Genomic DNA, 19,018 nt, shown 5'->3' with positions numbered 1-19,018 from the left:
TGCGGCCTCACCCGAGCCCTGGGATTCCCAGCAGGCCCCGCTGGACACCGGGCCGCCACCCCATGCGGCCTCGCCCAAGCCCTGGGATCCCCTAGGTTCCCCTGCCCGTGGGGCCCCATGCGGCCTCGCCCGAGCCCTGGGAGCCCCGCGTTCCTCGATCCCAAGCGCCCTCACTCCCGCCGGAGGGGCTGCCCCCTCCTTGTGCCTCGTGCGAGCCCTGGGATGCCCGCGTCCCGCCCACGTGTCCGTCACGTTCGGGCGCTACCACGCGCTGCCCGGCGGCGGGCCATGGGGCGTTCGCTAGAAGGGAGCGTCGTCGTCCTGGGTGGTGGGCTCGGAGCGGCGGGCCATGGCGGCGGCGAGCTTGACGCGGGCGCCCTGGAGCCACTCCTCGCAGATGGCGGCCAGCTTCTCGCCCCGCTCCCACAGCTCGATCGACTGCTCCAGCGTGAGCCCGCCGGTCTCCAACCGCCGGACCACCTCGGTCAGCTCCTCGCGGGCCTGCTCGTATGAGGGTGCCTTCTCGTCTGCCACGCGAACCACCATAGAGTCAGGAACCGACAGCCGCGCCCTGGCCCGCCGAGGAGGACCATGCCCGTCCGCCCCGCCACCAAAGCCGACATCCCCGAGCTGGTCCGCCTCCGTCAACTCCTCGCCCTCAGCATGTCCGCCACCACCCCCTCAGATCCCGGTACGGCAGGCGTCCGGGAAAGGCTGGGAGGAGCCGTACGCGGCGGTCTACGTCATCGACGCCCTCGACGGCACGCTGGCGGCCTGCGGCATCGGCTTCATCTTCGAACGCTTCCCGGGCCCCGGCCTCCCGGACAGCCGCTTCGGCTACCGAAATGCGGGCCAGTGCTCCGGCCTTCAGGCCGGGGGTGAAGGCCCGCGCGGGAGGGCCGCTAGGCCCGAGCGTGCCCTAATGTCCGTTGATCTGTTCTGTCGGTGCCAGTCGGTAGGTTTGATCAGTGCAGCTCCGGTACAACTTCCGTCTCTACCCGACACCGGGTCAGCAGGTCGCGCTGGCCAGAGCGTTCGGGTGCGCGCGGACGGTGTTCAACGACGCACTGCGCGCGCGGCAGGACGCCCGCGAGCAAGGCTTGCCGTATGTCTCGGACGGGGACCTATCCAAGCGGGTGATCACTCGAGCCAAGGTGAGTCCGGAGCGGTCTTGGCTGGGCGAGGTTTCGGCCGTCGTGCTGTATGTGGAGAACCTGTCGGTGTCCGGGCTCGGCCGTACGAGGCTGGCCAAGAGCGTGCACGATGCGGGCTGGTCTCAGTTCGTGAACATGCTGGAGTACAAGGCGAAGCGGTACGGCCGCACCTTCGCCAAGATCGACCGCTGGTTCCCGTCGTCGAAGCTGTGCTCTGCGTGCGGCGCGCTAGCCGACAAGATGCCGCTGAACGTCCGCTCCTGGACGTGCCCTTGCGGTGTATCCCACGATCGGGACGTGAACGCAGCGATCAACATTCTCGCCGCTGGACGAGCGGAGAGCCTAAACGCCTGTGGAGGGACGGTAAGACCATCGCTCGCGGTGGCACCACCCGACGAAGCAGGAACCCGCTCCAAGCTGCCCGCCACATCGGCGGCGTAGCAGGGGAGAATCCCCGCCCTTCTTCAGGGCGGAGAGGACGTCAAATGCGCACGACCATCGTGTTGGAGACGCGGTCGTGGACGCCGCGGTGGTCGCGGTCCGAGATGAGGGCGGGGATCGCCAGGCACAGCAGGACGGTGCGGACCAGGACCGGCAGCAGGCGCGGCGCGCGGCCGTCCATGGCCGCCGAACGGACATTAGGGCACGCTCGGGCCTTGCGGCCCTCCCGCGCGGGCCTTCACCCCCGGCCTGAAGGCCGGAGCGCCGCGATCTTCCACCGCAGGCGTTGTTAGGCCGCCGTGCCGTCGTCTCGGCGGGCTTGCCGTACAGCGGGGCAGGAACCGGGGCGCAGGCTGGGGCGCGAGCGCTCCAAGGGTCGAGAGCCGTCAGGGGGTGTCGGTGGGGGGTTGGGTGCGGACGGTTAGGCGGTCGTCTGTGAGGCGGATGGTGAGGAGGGAGTTGGGGGGGACGTCTTTGGCGAGGCGGACGACCTCGCCCGACGGGTACTGGACGATGGCGTAGCCGCGTTCGAGGGTGGCGGCAGGGGAGAGGGAGACGAGGCGGGCACGCAGGTGGGTGAGGGAGTCGGAGGCGCGGTCCAGGGAGCTCGTGAGCGAGCGGCGGGCGCGGTCGCGGAGGGCGTCGGCCTGTTCGGCGCGGCGTTCGAGCTCGCGCACTGGGTCGGAAAGCGAGGGGCGCGAGCGGACCGACGTGAGCCAGGACATCTCCCTGTCGAGCCACCCGCCGAGCACCCGGCGCCCGCGGTCGCGGAGCTGGCGGACGAGCGTGAGCTGCTCGCCGACGTCGGGGACCACCTTCTTGGCCGCGTCCGTGGGCGTGGAGGCGCGTACGTCCGCGACCAGGTCGAGCAGCGGGCTGTCCTGCTCGTGGCCGATGGCGCTGACGATGGGGGTACGGCAGGCCGCCACCGCCCGCACCAGCGTCTCGTCCGAGAACGGCAGCAGGTCTTCGAGCGAGCCGCCGCCCCGGGCGACGACGATGACGTCCACGGAGGCGTCGGCGTCGAGCTTGCGCAGCGCCTCGGTGACCTCGCCGACCGCGTAGGGCCCCTGGACGGCCACCTCTTCGACCTTGAACTGTACGGCGGGCCAGCGGCGCCGTGAGTTGTCGAGCACGTCGCGCTCGGCGGCGGAGTCGCGCCCGCAGATGAGCCCCACCGTGCCGGGCAGGAAGGGCAGGCGCCGCTTCCTGTCGGCGTTGAAGAGCCCCTCGGCGGCCAGCAGCTGCCGCAGCTTCTCCAGGCGGGCCAGCAGCTCGCCCACGCCGATGGGCCTGATCTCCAGCGCGGTGAAGGCGAACGAGCCCCGGTTGATCCAGAAGTCGGGCTTGACGTGCATCACCACCCGAGCGCCGTCCACGGGACGCGGCACGGTGGCCTCGTAGACCCCGCGCGGGGCGGTGACCCTGGCCGAGACGTTGGCCACCGGGTCGCGCAGCGTCAGGAACACCGTGCCGCCGCGCGCGCTCAGCTCGGTGATCTGGCCCTCGACCCAGACCGTGCCGAGCTTGCCGATCCAGCCACCCACCATCTGCAGGACAGTGCGGATCGGCAGCGGCGATTCGGGCGAGGTCTTCGAGGTCATAGCCCGAGACTACGGGGAACGGCCGACTATTCTCCGGCCTCCAGCTTGGCCAGGCGGTTCTCGAACATCTTGATCACCTGCGGCCGCGCGGTCGTCGCCTGCTCGTAGGTCAGGAGGTCCTTGATCTGCTCGGCCGTCTTGCCGCGCATCCTGGCCCGCAGCGACGCCACGGTCAGCTCCGAGTATCCAGGCAGCGGCTCATCCTGTACGGCCGGCTCCTTCTTGGCCGCGGGCTTGCGAGCCGCCCTGGGCTTGGCGGCGGCCTTCGGCTTGGCGGTCTTCGGCTTCTCGGCGGGCTCGGCAGCAGGCTCGGCCGCGACAGCGGAGGCGAGCTCCTCTGCGACAGCGGGCGCGGCGGGCTCGGGCGCGGCGACAGGCTCGTCCACGGCGGAGGCGGTGGTGACGGCGGCGGGCTCGGGCTCCACGACGGCGGCAGGCTCGGGCTCGGCGACGACGGCGGCGGGCTTGGGCTCGGCGACGGCGGCGGGCTTGGGCTCGGCGACGGCGGCGGGCTCGGGGGCGGCCGGCGTCTCGGTGACGAGCGGCTTGGTCTCGTCGGCGGGAGTCGGCTTGCCGGCGGGGGAGAAGATGACCGGCTCAGGCTTGGTCTTGGCGACGCCGTTGGGCTCGGAGTCGGACGGGCGGGGGGCGAAGATGACGGGCTCGCGGCGGGCCGGCTTCTCCACGGGCGCCTCGGTCTCCTGCACCTCCTCCTCTTCTTCCTTGGCCGCCAGCCCCTTGATGGAGTTCTTCACCCGGTCGACCAGCAGCAGCGCCTGGCCCGCGGCGCTAAGCGTGGTCTGGATGACGAACATCGGAAGGTCCTTGGCCTTCTCCTTCAGTTCGTCCTTGTCGGTGACGGTCTTGGCGATGTTTCGTATCACGTCGCTGAGGGACATGACGTCTCCCTGGGAGGTCAAGTATTGGACGGCCAGTCTGGCAAACGGCGGGCAACGATGCACGCGCGGTCCTGTCAGCCGCTCCACGTAGCATAAGGAGGTATGGAGTCCGAGACCCCCACCACCCGACGCGTTCTCGTAGCCAAGCCGCGCGGCTACTGCGCCGGAGTCGATCGAGCCGTGGTAGCGGTCGAGAAGGCTCTCGAGCAGTATGGCGCGCCCATCTACGTACGCAAGCAGATCGTCCACAACACCCACGTGGTCAGGACGCTCGAGGCCAAGGGTGCCATCTTCGTCGAGGAGACCGATGAGGTCCCCGAGGGCGAGATCGTGGTGTTCTCCGCCCACGGCGTATCCCCGGCCGTGCACGAGGAAGCCAAACAGCGCAGCCTGCGCACGGTCGACGCCACCTGCCCGCTGGTGACGAAGGTGCACAACGAGGCCCGCCGCTTCGCCGGCCAGGACTACGACATCCTGCTCATCGGCCACGAGGGCCACGAGGAGGTGGAGGGCACCTCCGGCGAGGCCCCCGACCACATCCAGCTCGTCGACGGCCTCGACGCGGTCGACCGTATCCAGGTCAAGGACCCGGGCAAGCTGGTGTGGCTGTCGCAGACCACCCTGTCGGTCGACGAGACCAACGAGACGGTCGCCCGGCTCAAGGAGCGCTTCCCCAGGCTGATCGACCCGCCCAGCGACGACATCTGCTACGCCACGCAGAACCGCCAGATCGCCGTCAAGGAGATCGCCGCCGAGTCGCAGCTGGTCATCGTGGTCGGCTCACAGAACTCCTCCAACTCCAAGCGCCTGGTCGAGGTCGCCAAGGACTACGGCGCCGACGCCTCCTACCTGGTCGACTACGCCGCCGACATCCGCGACGAGTGGCTCGAGGGCGTCACCACGGTCGGCGTGACCAGCGGCGCCTCGGTGCCCGAGGAGCTGGTCGAGGAGGTGCTGGCGCATCTGGCCCGGCACGGCTTCGAGGACGTGCGCGAGGTCCAGCCGGTGGACGAGCGCATGCGCTTCGCCCTGCCCCACGAGCTCCGCAAGGACCTGCGTGCCTGAAGGGCCTCATTCGCGCGTCTGAAGGGCTTGACCCGCGCTTCTGAAGGGCTTCAGCTGTACGGCGAGCCGGCAACCGACCGCTCGCCGTACTCCGGAAAAGGTGCTATTCCTCCGTGCGAGCTGTGCCGTAGACGCGCGGCTCGAAGTACCCCTCGGGCTCGGGCGCGTAGACGGGCTGCTGCTCCTTGCGCGGACGCGGCACCTCGGCGTCCACCCGCAGCTCCTCCCGCAGGTCGCGCACGTTGTCGCGGAGCCCGCGCCGCCAGGCAACCGCCAGCAGCACCGCCGAGCAGGCGAACAGCCACGGCGCGCCCCGCGAAAGCGACCCGTACAGGCCGAGCGCCAGCGACCCGGCGATCGAGGCCGAGCCGATCGCGCGCCCCAGCTCCACGAAGAGCGTGGCCACGAAGAACACCAGCGGCGGCGTCACCACCAGCGACAGCAGCTCCCGCCGGTTGACCAGCAGCACCCCCGCCAGCGATGCGAGCACGAACAGCACGCCGACCAGCCACGACAGGCTCAGCCGATCCGCGAGGACATATCCCGCCAAAGTGGCGACAAGGGAGAGCGCGATGGCGCCGCGGGCCGTCAACCGCACGGCTGACCGCCTGCCTTTCTCAGTCACTGGCCCCGCCCCCCTTACTGCGACCCGTTGGCCAACTTACCGTTCGTGTGCGAAATCAGAGACGTGGTTTCGAGCAGTTCAGGGGAGGCGAGCGGCCTCGGCAGCCCGTCGAGCGACTCGGGGGAGTCCAGGCTGCCGTCCACTACGCCCAGTTCGTTGAGCTTTCTGGCGGTGACCATGACGCGGCTTTCCAGGGATCCGACCGTCTTGTTGTAGTTCTCGACCGCGCGCGTCAGCGCCTTGCCCAGCGCGTCGACGTTCCTGCCCAGCGACGACAGCCGCTCGTAGAGCTCCTTGCCGAGCTCGAAGACCGCCCGCGCGTTCTCGCTGAGCGCCTCCTGCTGCCAGGCGTAGTGCGCGGTGCGCAGCATCGTGATCAGCGTGGTCGGGGTGGCGATGTGCACCCGCCGGGTCATCGCGTACTCCAGCAGCCCGGGATCGCGCTCAAGCGCCGGGGCCAGGAACGCCTCGCCGGGGATGAACAGCACCACGAACTCGGGCGACGGGTTGAACCCCTGCCAGTACGCCTTGGCCGCCAGCCGGTCCACGTGCTCGCGCAGATGGCGGGCGTGCGCGTCCAGCCTGACGGTGGCCAGCGTGTCGTCGGCCTGCTCGGCGGCCTCCAGGTAGGCGGCCAGCGAAACCTTGGAGTCGACCACGATGTTCTTGCCGCCCGCCAGCCGGATCACCATGTCGGGCCGCATCGCGCCCTCGGTGACCTGCTCGTCGAAGTCGCAGTGGCGCTGCATCCCGGCGATCTCGGCCACGCGGCGCAGCTGCAGCTCGCCCCACCGGCCCCGCGCCTCCGGCCGCTGCAACGCCCTGACCAGGGCGGTGGTCTGCGCGCGGAGCTCCTGGTTGCTCTGCCGTACGAACTCCACCTGCTTGGCCAGCTCGGTGCGGGCCACCCGCTGCTGCTCCTCGACCCGCGACAGGGCCTCTTTCAGCGGCTCGACCAGGTGTTCCACGGCCTGCTTGCGCTGCTCGAGCTCGCCTGTCGCCTCCGCCCTGCTGGCGGCGAGCCGGGACTCGGCCAGCTCGAGGAAGCGCAGGTTGTTGACGTCGAGCGCGCGGGTCGACAGCGCCTGGAAGCGCTCGGTCAGCTGCCCCTCGACGTAGGCCAGCTTCTCCTCGGCCGCCTTGGCACGGGCGCTCGCCTCCGCCGTCCTGGTCTTGGCCAGCAGGAAACCGATGGCCACACCGATCACGAGCCCGATGAGAAGCGAGACGACGTCCACTCCATCGATGATTGCAGGATCTTCCCGGCACGCTTGCGCATTCCGCTTGTGCGGCGCGTCGGCCATCACTCACAGTATCGATATGACTACGGGGCCGAAGGTGATGGTGTCCATCGCGGCGACCTTCGTCGTGTCGGCCGTGGTGGTCGCGCTGACCAGCCTGGTCGTCGCCTCCAGGAGCGCGCCGCCCGGCCAGACGATCGCGGTGTCCCGGCAGACGCTGCTGTGGTCGCCGGGCGCCTGCGTGAGCAGGACCGGGCCCCGCTACGACCTGACCCCGTGCAACGGCGGCGTCGCGGAGGTCCTGACCGTGACGGACGGCCCCTGCCCGCCGGATTCGGACGACGTGCTCCGCGTCGGCGGCAGCCGTACGGCATGTGTGCGCAACTTCCTCGACCCGCACCCCGGCGAGCCCGGCGGCGGGGGAGGGGTGATCAGGCCGGGTGACTGCGTCGCTCTCGACGGCGGCGAGCGCCCCTGCGCCAGCACAGGCTGGTACGGCAGGGCCGTCGCGGTGGTACGGCGGGCGTCGACCTGTCCGCGCGGCACGCTGGACACGCTCACGCTGGTCGACCACCAGGTGGCCTGCCTGGGCGGCGGCGGCCACGTGCTGGCCCGCGGCGCCTGCGTGGCCCGCCCGCCGCGCACCTCGTTGACCCGCTCGGCCATCACCCAGGTCACCTGCTCATCACCCCGGGCGTGGGCGCAGGTCACCTCGGTGGAGTCGTCCGCAAAGCAGTGCCCGGAAGGCTCGAACCGATACCTCGAGGCCCCCGGCGCCTACCGTCCCGTGACCTGTCTGCACCTCGTGAGCAAGTAAACTCCGTGGACGTGAGTCTCAGCATCGGTATCGTCGGCCTGCCCAACGTCGGCAAGTCCACGCTCTTCAACGCGTTGACCAAGACGGGCAACGCCCTGGCCGCGAACTACCCGTTCGCCACCATCGAGCCCAACGTGGGCATCGTGGGCGTACCCGACGACCGGCTGCCCAAGCTCGCCGAGCTCAACAGCTCCGTCAAGATCATCCCGGCCAAGGTGGAGTTCGTCGACATCGCGGGCCTGGTCAAGGGCGCCTCCGAAGGCGCGGGGCGGGGCAACCAGTTCCTGGCCAACATCCGCAACACCGACGCGATCTGCCAGGTGATCCGGGTCTTCACCGACCCCGACGTCACCCACGTCGACGGCGACATCTCCCCCAAGCGCGACATCGAGACGATCAACACCGAGCTCATCATGGCCGACCTGCAGACGGTCGAGAAGGCCATCCCGCGCCTGCAGAAGGAAGCTCGCAACAACAAGGACAAGAAGGCCCAGCTGGAGGCCGCCGAGGCGGCACAGAGCGTGCTGGAGACCGGCAAGACCATCTTCGAGGCCGGCCTCGACAGCGCCGAACTGCGCGAGCTGCACCTGCTGACGGCCAAGCCGTTCCTGTACGTCTTCAACCTCGACGCCGACGAGCTCGTCGACACCGCCCTGCGCGCCCAGCTCTCCTCGCTCGTGGCTCCCGCGGAGGCCGTCTTCCTCGACGCCAAGATCGAGTCGGAGCTCGTCGAGCTGGACGACGACGAGGCCCTCGAACTCCTGCAGTCGGTCGGCCAGGAGGAGTCCGGCCTGTCGCAGCTGGCCAGGGTCGGCTTCGAGACGCTCGGCCTGCAGACCTACCTCACGGCGGGTCCCAAGGAGACGCGGGCCTGGACCATCAAGAAGGGCGCCACGGCCCCCGAGGCCGCCGGCGTCATCCACACGGACTTCCAGCGCGGCTTCATCAAGGCCGAGGTGGTCTCCTTCGACGAGCTCGTGGAAGCGGGCTCCATCGCCAACGCCCGCGCCGCCGGCAAGGCCCGCATCGAGGGCAAGGACTACATCATGCGCGACGGCGACGTCGTCGAATTCCGCTTCAACGTCTGACCCCACCCCTCAGTCCCCCGCACGCGCCCTTGGTGCGGGGGTTCAGAGGCGAAGTAGGTTCGGGTTCAACGTCTGCTGCGTCAACCTCTTTGCTCCCCTACGCGTCGAATCGTCACGGCGTTCACGCTGACTCGGGAGGGCCTCATGATCCGTCGCATCATCCGGAAACGACGTCCCGCACCCACGCTCGCGGGTATCAGCCTTGAGGAGGAGCTCGCTCTGCTGCGGGTTGAGCTCATGTACGGCCTGCGCGTCAACCGCGAGGCGTACCTGCGCAGGAAGGTGGACGAGCGCAACGAGGTCGTCACGCGCCTGCGTGGCCGCGACACCACGACGATGCTCGCCGACCTGAGGGGCTCCCTGGAGCGCGCCGTGAAGTCCGGCGCCCCGGCACCGGTGGTGGACCTCCAGAGCCGCCGCCCAGCGCCCCCCGAAGACCCAGAGCCCGCCTGACTGCCACCCCGGCAGGGCCCCGAACCCCGGGCCGTGCCTCCCGCGGTGGGCCCAGCCCCCAGGCCGCGCCCACCGCGGCCCAGGCCCTGGGCCGCGTCCGCCACGGCTAGATCCGCCAGGCGCGACCCCGGACCCCAGGCCGCGCCTGGCCCGGCCCGAATCCCCCCGCCCCTCGCCCCGCATGGGATGAGCCTCGACCTCAAGGCAGCGCAGGTGACCAGCACGGACAGCGGCCAATCTCCAGATCGCGTCTGCGCATGCATGTGCGTGGCCCCAGTAGGCAGGCCGCATCCGGTGCGCGATTTCCTAGGCGGCACGCGGGGGCATGACGCACAGGGACCCATCGCTGGAGTGCGCCCTGGCTGGATTCGCAATGGCGGAGGCCGGTCGGTGCCGGGTGGCACGCGGGCGTGGCGCGGAGAAACCGCAGGTGGTGGAGGGGGCTGCGGGTGGGGTGGGGGGTGGGGCTTATATCAAATGCGGGAGGTCGGGACAGTCCCTGCGCCATTTGGACACCAATCCCTGGCCGCCAGGTTATCCGTTCGTCAGTATTTGCGCTGGTCAAATGGTTATTCCACTGGAAGGTGGCAGGAAGCGGTACTCCGGTCCGTCATGCGGACTCGGTTTGCCCCGGAGCGGCGATGCCTGCAGCATGGGCGTGGCTTTCCTGGAACAATGACGAGACCGGATAGGGTGACTGCTTCACCGGATGATGGGGATCGACAACGGACGACACCGCGCCAGCCGGGGGGATCGGCGCGAGCGGAGGCGTGATGGCTCGTAGGTCAACCGTCCAGCACGGTCCTCGGATCGCTGGCGACCCAGAGCTTTCGGCACCCCTCTATCCGGCCGACTTCGACGACGCGCCGCCGCGCAGGCCCCGCCGAGGGGGCTGGTCGGGCAGTGGCGGACGCTGGCTGGTGTGGACCGGCCGTGTCATTCTTTGGGCGCTTATTCTGGTTATCGTGGTAAATGGGGTCCGTGCACCATTTGAGCGGTTTACGCAGGGTAGCGCCCCGAGTGTGAATGGCGGGGAGAAGGCGGGCGAGGGATTCCCCAGCGCGAGTGGGATGGCGTTCGCCGCCCAGTTCGCCGGTGTTTACCTGGGATTCGACGCCGCCAATGCCGCCAGCAGAGCTGGAAAGCTGGCCGCGTTCCTTCCCGACGGCGCCGACCAGCAGTTCGGCTGGGACGGTTACGGCAAGATGGGCGCCTCGGCCATCCAGCCCTACGACATCGAGATCATCGACTCCAAGAACGCCGTCGTCTCGGTGGCGTTCCAGACCGGCAACCGGCGCATGCTGCTGTCGGTGCCCATCTACTACTCGGGCAAGGACGCGGGCAGGCGCCTCGTCGTCTCGGGCCGTCCCGCCCTCCTGCCCGCTCCGGCGGCGGCCGATCTCCCTCAGGTCGCCCAGCCGGAGGGTGACGACGCGGCGGCCGCCGAGATCAAGCCTCAGCTGGAGGACTTCTTCAAGGCCTACGCCGAGGGTGACTCGGTGCGGCTGCAGCGTTACATGGCCCCGGGCAGGAGCCTGCCGACGAACTTCGGCGGGGCCCTCGCCTTCGGGCAGCTCAAGAGCGTCGTGGTGCCTGTGGGGGGTGCCACAAGAGAGATCCAGGTGGTCGTGGTCTGGGCCGTGCCGACGGGCGCGGCGCCATCCGCCGACCCGAACGCCTCCGACCAGAGCGCGGCCGGCGGCCACCTCGAGCAGGCCTACCGCCTCACCGTCGAGAAGCAGGGCGACAAATGGTACGTCGACGACATCCGCGGCGCTGGACGCGCCGTTGGCTAGAGTCACGCCCGCGCTGCTGATCGGTACCCCCCGGGAGGACCCGAAGTGATCTTGAAAACCCTAGTGCTCAACCTGATCGAGATGTCGCCGTCGCCCGTCCCGACAGGCGTCAACACCGAGGGGCTCGCCAACTTCCTGCGCGCCTTCTTCGCGCCCCTGTTCCTCGTCGTGGTCTCCGTGGTCGCGCTCTTCTTCCTCTTCACCCGCGAGATCACGAGATTCGTGCAATTCCTCATTCTTGCTGTGGCGATCGGCGTGATCTTCTACGTTCCCAACATCATCGAGGTGACGGCGAAGGCGATCGCCGGCGCTCTGGGCATCAAGTAAAGGGTTGAGACCGCTCCCCGGCGGTCATTGAACGAGCGGGTGGAGAGGAGGACCGCGTGGACCTGCCCACGTATACCAATATCTGGCGAATCGAGAAGCGGCTCTACAAGCTGTACGACCTACGGCTGCCGATGCCGCTTCCGATCGTCTGGATCGGTGTGTTCGTGGGGGTCTTCGTCCCGTGGTCGCTCCTGCTCCTGCTGCTGCACGTGCCCGTGGCGATGCCCTGGCACGTGCTGTTCCTGGTGCCGCCTGGCATCGTCACGTGGCTGTCCACCCGCCCGGTCATCGAGGGCAAGCGCCTGACGGAGCTGCTGGAGTCGCAGCTGCGCTACCTCGGCGAGCCGCGCGCCTGGTACCGGCTGGCCCCCCGCTCCGAGCCCGAGTCGATCACCTTCTCCGGCCGGGTCTGGCGTGCCACGCCCGCCAAGGTGCGCGTCAAGGCCAAGCAGCCGCGCAAGGCCCGCCACTCCCAGCGCGAGCAGGTCGCCGTCCCGACGGTGCGCGAGGTCCGTCCCGCGGTCGCGGCCGCCGCAGCCGCCGCCGGCCAGGCGCCCCTCGCCGAGCCCACCATCTGGGGCGCTCCCCGCCGAGGCACCGCCCCCGCCCTCGGCACCTCCAAGGCCCACGCCACAGACTCTCCGGTACGGCCGGCCCTTCCGAGCACCGCTTCTCAGAGCAAGCCGGAACCCGTCGCCCAGACCGGCCCGGCCACCGCTTCGCCGCCCGAGTCGGGACGCGCCTCCCAGCCTGAGACGGTCACCGCTTCCCCGCCCGAGTCGGGACCCGTCTCTCGGACCGAGTCGGTCTCCACGCCCCTGAGCGAGTCGGGACCTGCCTCCCAGGTCGAGTCGGTCTCCACGTCCCAGAGCGAGTCGGGACCCGTCTCCCAGACCGAGTCGGTCACCGCTTCCCAGAGCGAGTCAGGACCTGCCTCCCAGGTTGAGTCGGGACCCGATTCTCAGGTTGAGTCGGGGACCGTCTCGGTGCCCGCGGCGCGGCGGGGCGGGGAGCGGCCCGCCGTACAGGAGATGCCTGCCGTACCGGAGGGTGTCGAGGGGAAGGCGTCTGAGAGGGGCCGGAAGAGCGAGCGGGCCGGGAAGCCGATCGACACCGAGGCGCTGCGGCGGTTGCGGCGGCTGGCGGCCAGTGCCGACGCGCCGGCGGCCGAGGCCGAGACGCCGTCGCGCGAGGACGAGGCCGCGCGCCTGCAGCACCGCAAGGGCCAGCCGCCCCGCCAGAGTCCCACCCCGGACGCCCGCCCGGTGTGGCCGGTCATGCGCCCCGACGACAAGCCCATCTCCCGCCCGGCCGCCCGCGACGAGCCTGCCCGCACGAGCAGGACCACCCAAGAGGACCAGGCGGCGTATCCCCTCGAGGCCTCCCCGGTCGCCGGCGGAACCGCCAACGAAGGGGTGCGCGGCGGACAGACGCAAGGCGACGGCACGCAGGGTGACAGCACGCAGGGCCGACCCGCGCGCGCCGAGGCGGAAAGCAAGGGCGGACGCTCCGGGACGCGAGAGGGCGCGCAGACGAGGGCCGACTCCCGGGCCGAGACAGGCGCCGAGACGCGGGCCGACTCTCGGGCCGAGACGGGCGCCGAGACGCGGGCTGACTATGGCGTGGCAACCCCGCGGCGGCCAGGACAGCGGGCGGCGGAGGCACCCCCGCTGGTCCTGGAGGGCGGCACGGGCCAGGTACCCGGCCCACGCCCCGGCGGCGAGCGCGAGGCACGCGTGCGGCGGGTCGAGTCCGTGGTCGGGCGCGACTCCGGCGGCTGGCGGCGCATCGCGCAGGTCGTGGTCGGCAGCAGCGGCGTGCGCAGCGACGGTTCGGAGATCGACGAGGCCCGCGCCAGGGCCGTCTTCAGCGGCAGCCGCAGGATCGTGGTGCTCGGCTGCACCGGCGGCGCAGGCCAGAGCACGACCACGCTGATGCTGGGCCACACGCTGGCCCGCTACCGCGACGACCGGGTGCTGGCCGTCGACGCCAGCGCAGGCGCGCACACGCTGTCCGACCGGGTCAAGCCCGAGTCCCCGGAGACGCTCACCTCACTGCTGTCCGGGCTCGACCAGGTCAGCGGCTATCTGACGATGCGCGGCTACACCACCAGGACGCCCTCGGGGCTCGAGGTGATCGGCTCGGACTCCGACGCCGAGGCCGAGCACCGGCTGGCGGACCGGAGCCTGTTCTCCGACGACCGCCTCGGCCAGGCGGTCCACCTGATCGACCGCTACTACAAGCTGGCCGTGGTCGACCCGGCGCCCGCGCTGGCCGCCAGGGTCCTGCCGTACGCCGACCAGCTGGTCCTGGTCGTGCCGGCCAGCGAGGAGGCGGCCGAGGCGGTCGCCATGACGTACGAGTGGCTCGACGGCCACGGCTGTGCCGACCTGCGCAGGCGCGCGGTCATGGTGGTCAACGGCGTCAGCAGGCGCAGCATGTCGGACGTCGAGCAGGCAGAGTCGGTGGCCAGCGGCAGATGCAGGGCCATCGTCCGGGTGCCCTGGGAGGACGACCTGGCGCCGGGCGGCGCGGACGTGGTCGAGCCAGGGCAGTTGCGCGCGGCCGGGCGGCGGGCCTATCTCGCCCTCGCCGGCGTGGTGGTCGCGGGATTCGCAGCACAGACGGCAGGTAGGTCTTCCCGAGCGAGCGAAGAGGAGTTGGCCAGTGATCCCCCGGGGACCCGAATCGGTGAGCGGTAAGGCATGAGCAGGGCGTCCCGCACGCACCAGCGGCTGGCGGTCCGCTATTTCGACGATCGGATCCTGCTCACCGACACTTCGGCGTGGGCGTACTTCCGCCTGCCGACGGTCAGCTACGAGTTCGTCACTCCCGAGGAACGCGAGGCGCTGGCCACCAACATCACGATCGCGCTGGCGGCCATCCGCATGCCCGACGCGGAGGTCCACCTGCGGATCGCGCACCGCACCTACCCGGCCGCCGAATGGGCGATGGCGCTGAACGCCACCTCAGACGAGGGCCCCGGCTGGCGCGACTACCTGGAGGAGATGTACCGCCACGTCTGGGCCAAGGACTTCTGGTCCAAGGAGGTCTACCTGGGCGTACGGCTCGGCCCCCGCGGCAAGCAGCTCGGTGCGGGAGTCCTGTCGCAGCTGTTCGGCTTCTACCAGCGCACCGAGAAGGCGCTCGGCATCGACGACGACCACGTCCCCGACGGCGAGATCACGCGCTGGACCGAACAGGCGGAACGGCTGGGCCGTGCCCTCGCCTCCAGCGCCCTCTACGCTCGTCACGCCACCTCGGTCGAGGTGGCGTGGCTGTTCCAGCACTCCGCCAACGGCGCGCTCGGCGACCCGCCGCCCAGCGCGAGCCCGCGCCGCCGCTGGGGCAAGGGCGAGATCGAGTCGCTGGTCGAGGGCGAGATCCAGAACGGCAGGTCGCTGCTGCGCATCGTGCAGCCGCAGGGCGACTCCTACGTGGCGCACCTGTCGTTCGCGCGCTTCCCCGACCTGATGCCGTTCCCCGACGGCGAGCCGTGGATGCACTTCGCCGACCAGCTGCCCTTCCCCGTCGAGATCTCCAGCAGGATGCGCCTCATCCCGCCGGTCAAGGCCTCCAAGGACGTCGCGCGCAAGCTCGCGCACGCCCGCGACATGGACATCCACATCCGCGAGGCGGGGGCGGAGGCCCCGATCGCGCTGGCCGAGCAGATCGACGCCGCCCGCATGCTGGAGCACGGCATCACCAAGGAACGCCTGCCCTTCGTGTACGGCTGGCACAGGCTGATCGTGGCCGCGCCGACCGAGGAGATCTGCGTCCAGCGTGTCGAGGCGGTCGTGGAGCACTACCGTGACATGGGCATCGACGTGGTCAACTCCACCGGTGACCAGTTCTCGCTGTTCTGCGAGGCGCTGCCGGGCGAGAAGGTGCGGGTCAACGCCTACGCCCAGCGCCAGCCGCTGCGGACCATCGCCGGCGGCATGGCCACGGCCACGGTGGAGCTGGGCGACACCCTCGGCGACGGCACGGAGGGGTGGCGCGGGCCGTACATCGGCGAGACCGTGGGCAGGGCCCGCAGCATCGTCCACTTCGACCCGCTGGTCGCCGCGACCAGGAACCGGCCGACGGCCATCGCGATCACCGGCGAGCCGGGCGGCGGCAAGACCACGCTCGCCCTGCTGATGATCTATCAGATGGCGTTGCGCGGGGTCACCGTGGCCGTCATCGACCCGAAGGGCGACGCCGAGTCGCTGGTGCAGCTGCTGCAGAAGCGTGACCGCAAGGCGCGCATCATCCCGCTCGGCTCGGCCGCGCCGGGGCTGCTGGACCCGTTCTCGTTCGGCGACGACATCGCGGCCAAGAAGACCATGGCCACCGAGACGCTGCGGCTGCTGCTGCCCAGGATGTCGGAGGAACGCGAGTCGGCCATGATCCAGGCCGTCGCCGCGGTCTCCAACGGAGAGGACCCATCCCTGGGCAAGGTCGTCGACCACCTGGAGCAGGCCGACGACCCCGCCTCGAAGAACCTGGGCGCGGTACTGCGCTCGATGTCGGAGATGCACCTGGCCAGGCTCTGCTTCGACCCGTCGGGCGGCGACCAGATCGACTCCGAGGGCTGGACGACCGTGTTCACGCTGGGCGGGCTGACCCTGCCCGACGTGGCGACCGGCCGCGACGACTACTCCTACGAGCAGCGGCTGTCCGTGGCGCTGCTCTACCTGGTCTCGCAGTTCGCCCGCCGCCTGATGAACGGCCTCGATCGGCGCGCGCCCAAGGCGATCTTCCTGGACGAGGCGTGGGCCATCACCTCCACGCCCGAGGGCGCCAAGCTGGTGCCCGAGGTCAGCCGGATGGGCCGCTCCCGCAACACCGCGCTCGTGCTGGTCTCCCAGAACGCGGGCGACCTGCTGAACGAGCAGGTGACCAACTGTCTGTCGTCGGTTTTCGCGTTCCGCTCAACCGAGCGGGTCGAGGTGGGTCACGTGATGTCCCTGCTCGGGGTGGACGCCTCGGAAGAGCATCAGGCCGTGCTGCGCTCGCTCGGCAACGGGGAATGCATTTTCCGTGATCTGGATGGCAGGGCGGGGCGTATCGGAGTAGACCTGATCTCCGAGGAGCTGCTCCGTTGGCTGGACACGAACCCGACGCACGACAAACCTGACGACAGCAGGCATGATGATCATCAAGGGGGAGTGGGCAGCGCGCAGGAGGTGCGGTCATGAAGGTCCGGCTACCCAGGCGGCTGGCGCTCGCCCTGGCATTGCTGGCAGGCATCCTGATCGTCCCGATCGTGATCGGCGGGATCCAACCGGCCGCGGCTGGGCCCTGTGACCTGTCACCCGATCTGGCGCCCGAGCTCATCGGCAGCGGTGTCGACGGGCTCATGCAGCCTCCGGCGACGCCCGGTGCGCCGCAGGCGCCGACGACGAACTACGAGCAGTTCGGCATGTCCGGCCAGTTCTGGCACACCTACGGTCTGGGCTGCTCCGACATCGGGGCGGTGCTGGGCAACTCCTGGGCCAACACGATCTTCCTGTGGGCCAAGGCGATCGACCGGCTCACGATCACCACGTACCAGGCCGCGGCGACGGAGGGGCCGCTGCAGTCCATCAAGGACGTGGTCGACACGATGGTCCAGCGGCTGTCGGACGCCATGTACTGGCCGTTCCTGCGGCCGATCGTGATCCTTGGCGCCATCTGGCTGGCCTGGTACGGCCTGCTGCGCAAACGGGCCACGACCACGGCCGAGGGCGTCATCTGGATGGTGCTCGCGGTCACGGTGGCGACGTGGTTCTTCAGCCGCCCGCAGGACTTCACCGGGCTGGGCAAGCTCGTCACGGACAAGACCGGCGAGGTGGTCAACTCCGCCTTCTCCGGCCTGCCGGGCGCGGGCGGCGCCTCCTGCCTGCCGCCGCCCGGCCAGACCAGCCCGCAGGTCAAGGCCGGCGGCTACGCTCAGGTCGGCACGCCCACCGTGGCGCAGAACTCCGACGCCCTCTGGTCCACGCTGGTATGCAAGCCGTGGCTGATGGGCGAGTTCGGCACCGCCGACCCGAACCAGCCGGTGGTGCGCGACTTCGGCCGCACCATGCTGGAGTACCAGTCGATCCCCGCCTCCGAGGTGGCCAAGGGCGGCGCGCCCGACCCGGCCGCCGCGCAGGCCAAGTACGCGGCGCTGGCCGAGAAGCTGAAGAACGACCCGCGCTTCGCCATCTTCCAGGGCAAGGACTGGACCAGCCGGCTGGGCGTGGCCATCGGGGCGCTGATCGCCGCGTGCGTGGCCGGGGTGCTCATCTTCCTGGTCGCGGTGTCGCTGCTGGTGCTCAAGGTGGGCTTCCTGCTGCTGCTGATCCTGGGTCCTGTGTTCCTGTTGATCGGTGTGCATCCGGGCTCGGGGCGGATCATCGCCATGCGCTGGGTGGAGATGCTGGTCGGCACGCTGCTGCGGCAGGCCGTGCTGGCGCTGGTCCTGAGCGTGCTGGTCTACGGCTACGCGCTGATCATCTCCACGGCCATGCCGTGGGGGCTGCAGATCCTGTTCATGGCGTTGCTGACGATCGCGGTGTTCTTCTATCGCCGGCCGTTCCAGCACCTGTTCGCCTCGATGAACGGGCACACGCTGACCACCAGGATGCTGGGCGATGCGGCCTCTTCGCCGGTGCTTGAGCGCTCGGCCGTGTCGCTGCCGCCGGTGGCGGCGGCCAGGATCGGCCGCTGGGGCATGCGCAAGGCCGAACCGCTGATCGCCGCCGCTGCCACCGGTGGTACGGCAGGCGCCGCGGCGGCCGCGTCGGCGGTCGCGCAGGGAAGGATGCGGGGCGAGGAAGGCGAACAGGGGACTGCCGCAGGCACGCGGGTTCCCGCCACGGCGGCGCCGTTGAATCCCGACGGCAAGTCGGGCACCAGGGCCACCGCCGCGCCCCGGACGGGCGCCGCGCCACCGCTCAACCTCGGCGGCACCCGGACGGCCTCGGGCACGTCCGGCGGGGCGGCCGGTTCGAGCGCCGGTGCGGGGTCGGGTTCCGTGTCCGGCGGGTCCGGTGGCGGCACGGTCAGGAGCGGCTGGTTCGGCGGCCGCTCGGGCGGCGGCTGGGCGCCCCGCGGCGGGTCCGGCACGCGGTCGGCGGGCTCGGGATCCCGTGGCGGGACGCGGTCCGGCGGGTCCGGAGGGCTCTTCGGCGGGTCCGGCTCGGGCGGGTCCGGTGGCTCGGGCGGGTCGTCCGGGCGTCGGTCCGGGGGTTCGGGCGGTCGTGGGTCCGGCTCGGGATCCGGCGGGCTGTTCGGCGGCTCAGGCGGCTCAGGCGGCTCGGGTGGCTCGGGTGGCTCGGGCAGGTCTGGTGGGTCCGGTGGGTCGCGATCCGGGAGCTCGGGTGGGTCGCGGTCCGGAGGCGGGCTCTTCGGTGGCGGCGGGAGCAGGGATGTGCCGTCGCCGCGTTCCTCGGAGCCGCCGCCGCTATGGCTGCCCTCGCGTGAGAGCAATGGCGGGGGCGGTGACGACCCCGCCGTGCCGTTCTGGCTCAAGGCGAGCAATCCCGACAAGGACTGAT

General features: G+C 70.6%; 16 protein-coding genes. 10 read left to right on the top strand and 6 right to left on the bottom strand.

The window, feature by feature from the left end; genetic code table 11:
• Positions 1-300: 300 nt before the first annotated feature.
• Positions 301-546: an exodeoxyribonuclease VII small subunit gene (locus ACIBHX_RS21820; protein ID WP_397068984.1), complete on the bottom strand. Its 246-nt coding sequence runs from the start codon at positions 544-546 to the stop codon at positions 301-303.
• 422 nt (positions 547-968) lie between these two features.
• On the opposite strand from ACIBHX_RS21820, the gene ACIBHX_RS21815 reads away from it, so the two are divergent.
• Positions 969-1,595, top strand: a complete 627-nt coding sequence (locus ACIBHX_RS21815) for a transposase (RefSeq protein WP_397068983.1) — start codon at positions 969-971, stop codon at positions 1,593-1,595.
• Positions 1,596-1,635: 40 nt separating this feature from the next.
• Here the strand turns inward: ACIBHX_RS21815 and ACIBHX_RS21810 are convergent, their stop codons facing one another.
• The 3 genes from ACIBHX_RS21810 to ACIBHX_RS21800 form a co-directional block, all read right to left on the bottom strand.
• On the bottom strand, positions 1,636-1,776 hold the full coding sequence (locus tag ACIBHX_RS21810) for a hypothetical protein (RefSeq protein WP_397068982.1): 141 nt from the start codon (positions 1,774-1,776) through the stop codon (positions 1,636-1,638).
• A 205-nt stretch (positions 1,777-1,981) separates the two neighbouring features.
• Positions 1,982-3,199, bottom strand: a complete 1,218-nt coding sequence (xseA, locus tag ACIBHX_RS21805) for an exodeoxyribonuclease VII large subunit (RefSeq protein ID WP_397068981.1) — start codon at positions 3,197-3,199, stop codon at positions 1,982-1,984.
• A 26-nt stretch (positions 3,200-3,225) separates the two neighbouring features.
• Entirely contained in the window at positions 3,226-4,098 is an 873-nt protein-coding gene (locus ACIBHX_RS21800; RefSeq protein ID WP_397068980.1) for a hypothetical protein, read from the bottom strand.
• Between the two features lie 102 nt (positions 4,099-4,200).
• Here ACIBHX_RS21800 and ACIBHX_RS21795 point away from each other — a divergent pair, with 102 nt between their 5' ends.
• Entirely contained in the window at positions 4,201-5,163 is a 963-nt protein-coding gene (locus tag ACIBHX_RS21795; protein WP_397068979.1) for a 4-hydroxy-3-methylbut-2-enyl diphosphate reductase, read from the top strand.
• 103 nt (positions 5,164-5,266) lie between these two features.
• Here ACIBHX_RS21795 and ACIBHX_RS21790 read toward each other — a convergent pair whose 3' ends face one another.
• Together ACIBHX_RS21790 and ACIBHX_RS21785 are read right to left on the bottom strand one after the other, a co-directional pair.
• Positions 5,267-5,788, bottom strand: coding sequence for a DUF6542 domain-containing protein (locus tag ACIBHX_RS21790; protein WP_397068978.1), 522 nt, complete (start codon positions 5,786-5,788; stop codon positions 5,267-5,269).
• A 14-nt stretch (positions 5,789-5,802) separates the two neighbouring features.
• A complete protein-coding gene (locus ACIBHX_RS21785) occupies positions 5,803-7,035 on the bottom strand; it encodes a DNA recombination protein RmuC (protein ID WP_397069241.1) in 1,233 nt (410 codons plus the stop codon).
• Between the two features lie 73 nt (positions 7,036-7,108).
• On the opposite strand from ACIBHX_RS21785, the gene ACIBHX_RS21780 reads away from it, so the two are divergent.
• The 8 genes from ACIBHX_RS21780 (at position 7,109) to ACIBHX_RS21745 (ending at position 19,017) form a co-directional block, all read left to right on the top strand.
• Positions 7,109-7,846: a hypothetical protein gene (locus tag ACIBHX_RS21780; RefSeq protein WP_397068977.1), complete on the top strand. Its 738-nt coding sequence runs from the start codon at positions 7,109-7,111 to the stop codon at positions 7,844-7,846.
• Positions 7,847-7,857: 11 nt separating this feature from the next.
• Positions 7,858-8,934 (top strand): redox-regulated ATPase YchF, encoded by a 1,077-nt coding sequence (gene ychF, locus ACIBHX_RS21775; RefSeq protein WP_397068976.1) that lies wholly within the window; start codon positions 7,858-7,860, stop codon positions 8,932-8,934.
• Positions 8,935-9,078: 144 nt separating this feature from the next.
• Positions 9,079-9,387, top strand: a complete 309-nt coding sequence (locus ACIBHX_RS21770) for a hypothetical protein (RefSeq protein WP_214327689.1) — start codon at positions 9,079-9,081, stop codon at positions 9,385-9,387.
• A gap of 1,022 nt (positions 9,388-10,409) precedes the next feature.
• Positions 10,410-11,183: a conjugal transfer protein gene (locus ACIBHX_RS21765; protein ID WP_397068975.1), complete on the top strand. Its 774-nt coding sequence runs from the start codon at positions 10,410-10,412 to the stop codon at positions 11,181-11,183.
• An 81-nt stretch (positions 11,184-11,264) separates the two neighbouring features.
• Positions 11,265-11,510, top strand: coding sequence for a hypothetical protein (locus tag ACIBHX_RS21760; RefSeq protein WP_397069240.1), 246 nt, complete (start codon positions 11,265-11,267; stop codon positions 11,508-11,510).
• 56 nt (positions 11,511-11,566) lie between these two features.
• Entirely contained in the window at positions 11,567-14,212 is a 2,646-nt protein-coding gene (locus tag ACIBHX_RS21755) for a TcpE family conjugal transfer membrane protein (RefSeq protein ID WP_397068974.1), read from the top strand.
• Between the two features lie 3 nt (positions 14,213-14,215).
• Positions 14,216-16,693 (top strand): ATP-binding protein, encoded by a 2,478-nt coding sequence (locus ACIBHX_RS21750; protein ID WP_397068973.1) that lies wholly within the window; start codon positions 14,216-14,218, stop codon positions 16,691-16,693.
• Positions 16,690-19,017, top strand: a complete 2,328-nt coding sequence (locus tag ACIBHX_RS21745) for a type IV secretion system protein (RefSeq protein WP_397068972.1) — start codon at positions 16,690-16,692, stop codon at positions 19,015-19,017. The genes ACIBHX_RS21750 and ACIBHX_RS21745 overlap by 4 nt, the downstream gene beginning before the upstream one ends.
• The last annotated feature ends 1 nt before the right edge of the window (position 19,018 follow it).

Source organism: Nonomuraea sp. NPDC050536 (assembly GCF_044457685.1).
In the GTDB taxonomy this organism is placed as follows: domain Bacteria; phylum Actinomycetota; class Actinomycetes; order Streptosporangiales; family Streptosporangiaceae; genus Nonomuraea.
This window is presented reverse-complemented; position numbering and strand designations above follow the sequence as displayed.

Coding starts and splice junctions, on each gene's coding strand:
- ACIBHX_RS21760 (WP_397069240.1), top strand. CDS start 11,265: ATGTCGCCGTCGCCCGTCCCGACAGGCGTCAACACCGAGGGGCTCGCC.
- ACIBHX_RS21795 (WP_397068979.1), top strand. CDS start 4,201: ATGGAGTCCGAGACCCCCACCACCCGACGCGTTCTCGTAGCCAAGCCG.
- ACIBHX_RS21770 (WP_214327689.1), top strand. CDS start 9,079: ATGATCCGTCGCATCATCCGGAAACGACGTCCCGCACCCACGCTCGCG.
- ACIBHX_RS21800 (WP_397068980.1), bottom strand. CDS start 4,098: ATGTCCCTCAGCGACGTGATACGAAACATCGCCAAGACCGTCACCGAC.
- xseA (WP_397068981.1), bottom strand. CDS start 3,199: ATGACCTCGAAGACCTCGCCCGAATCGCCGCTGCCGATCCGCACTGTC.
- ACIBHX_RS21810 (WP_397068982.1), bottom strand. CDS start 1,776: ATGGACGGCCGCGCGCCGCGCCTGCTGCCGGTCCTGGTCCGCACCGTC.
- ACIBHX_RS21750 (WP_397068973.1), top strand. CDS start 14,216: ATGAGCAGGGCGTCCCGCACGCACCAGCGGCTGGCGGTCCGCTATTTC.
- ACIBHX_RS21780 (WP_397068977.1), top strand. CDS start 7,109: ATGACTACGGGGCCGAAGGTGATGGTGTCCATCGCGGCGACCTTCGTC.
- ACIBHX_RS21745 (WP_397068972.1), top strand. CDS start 16,690: ATGAAGGTCCGGCTACCCAGGCGGCTGGCGCTCGCCCTGGCATTGCTG.
- ACIBHX_RS21820 (WP_397068984.1), bottom strand. CDS start 546: ATGGTGGTTCGCGTGGCAGACGAGAAGGCACCCTCATACGAGCAGGCC.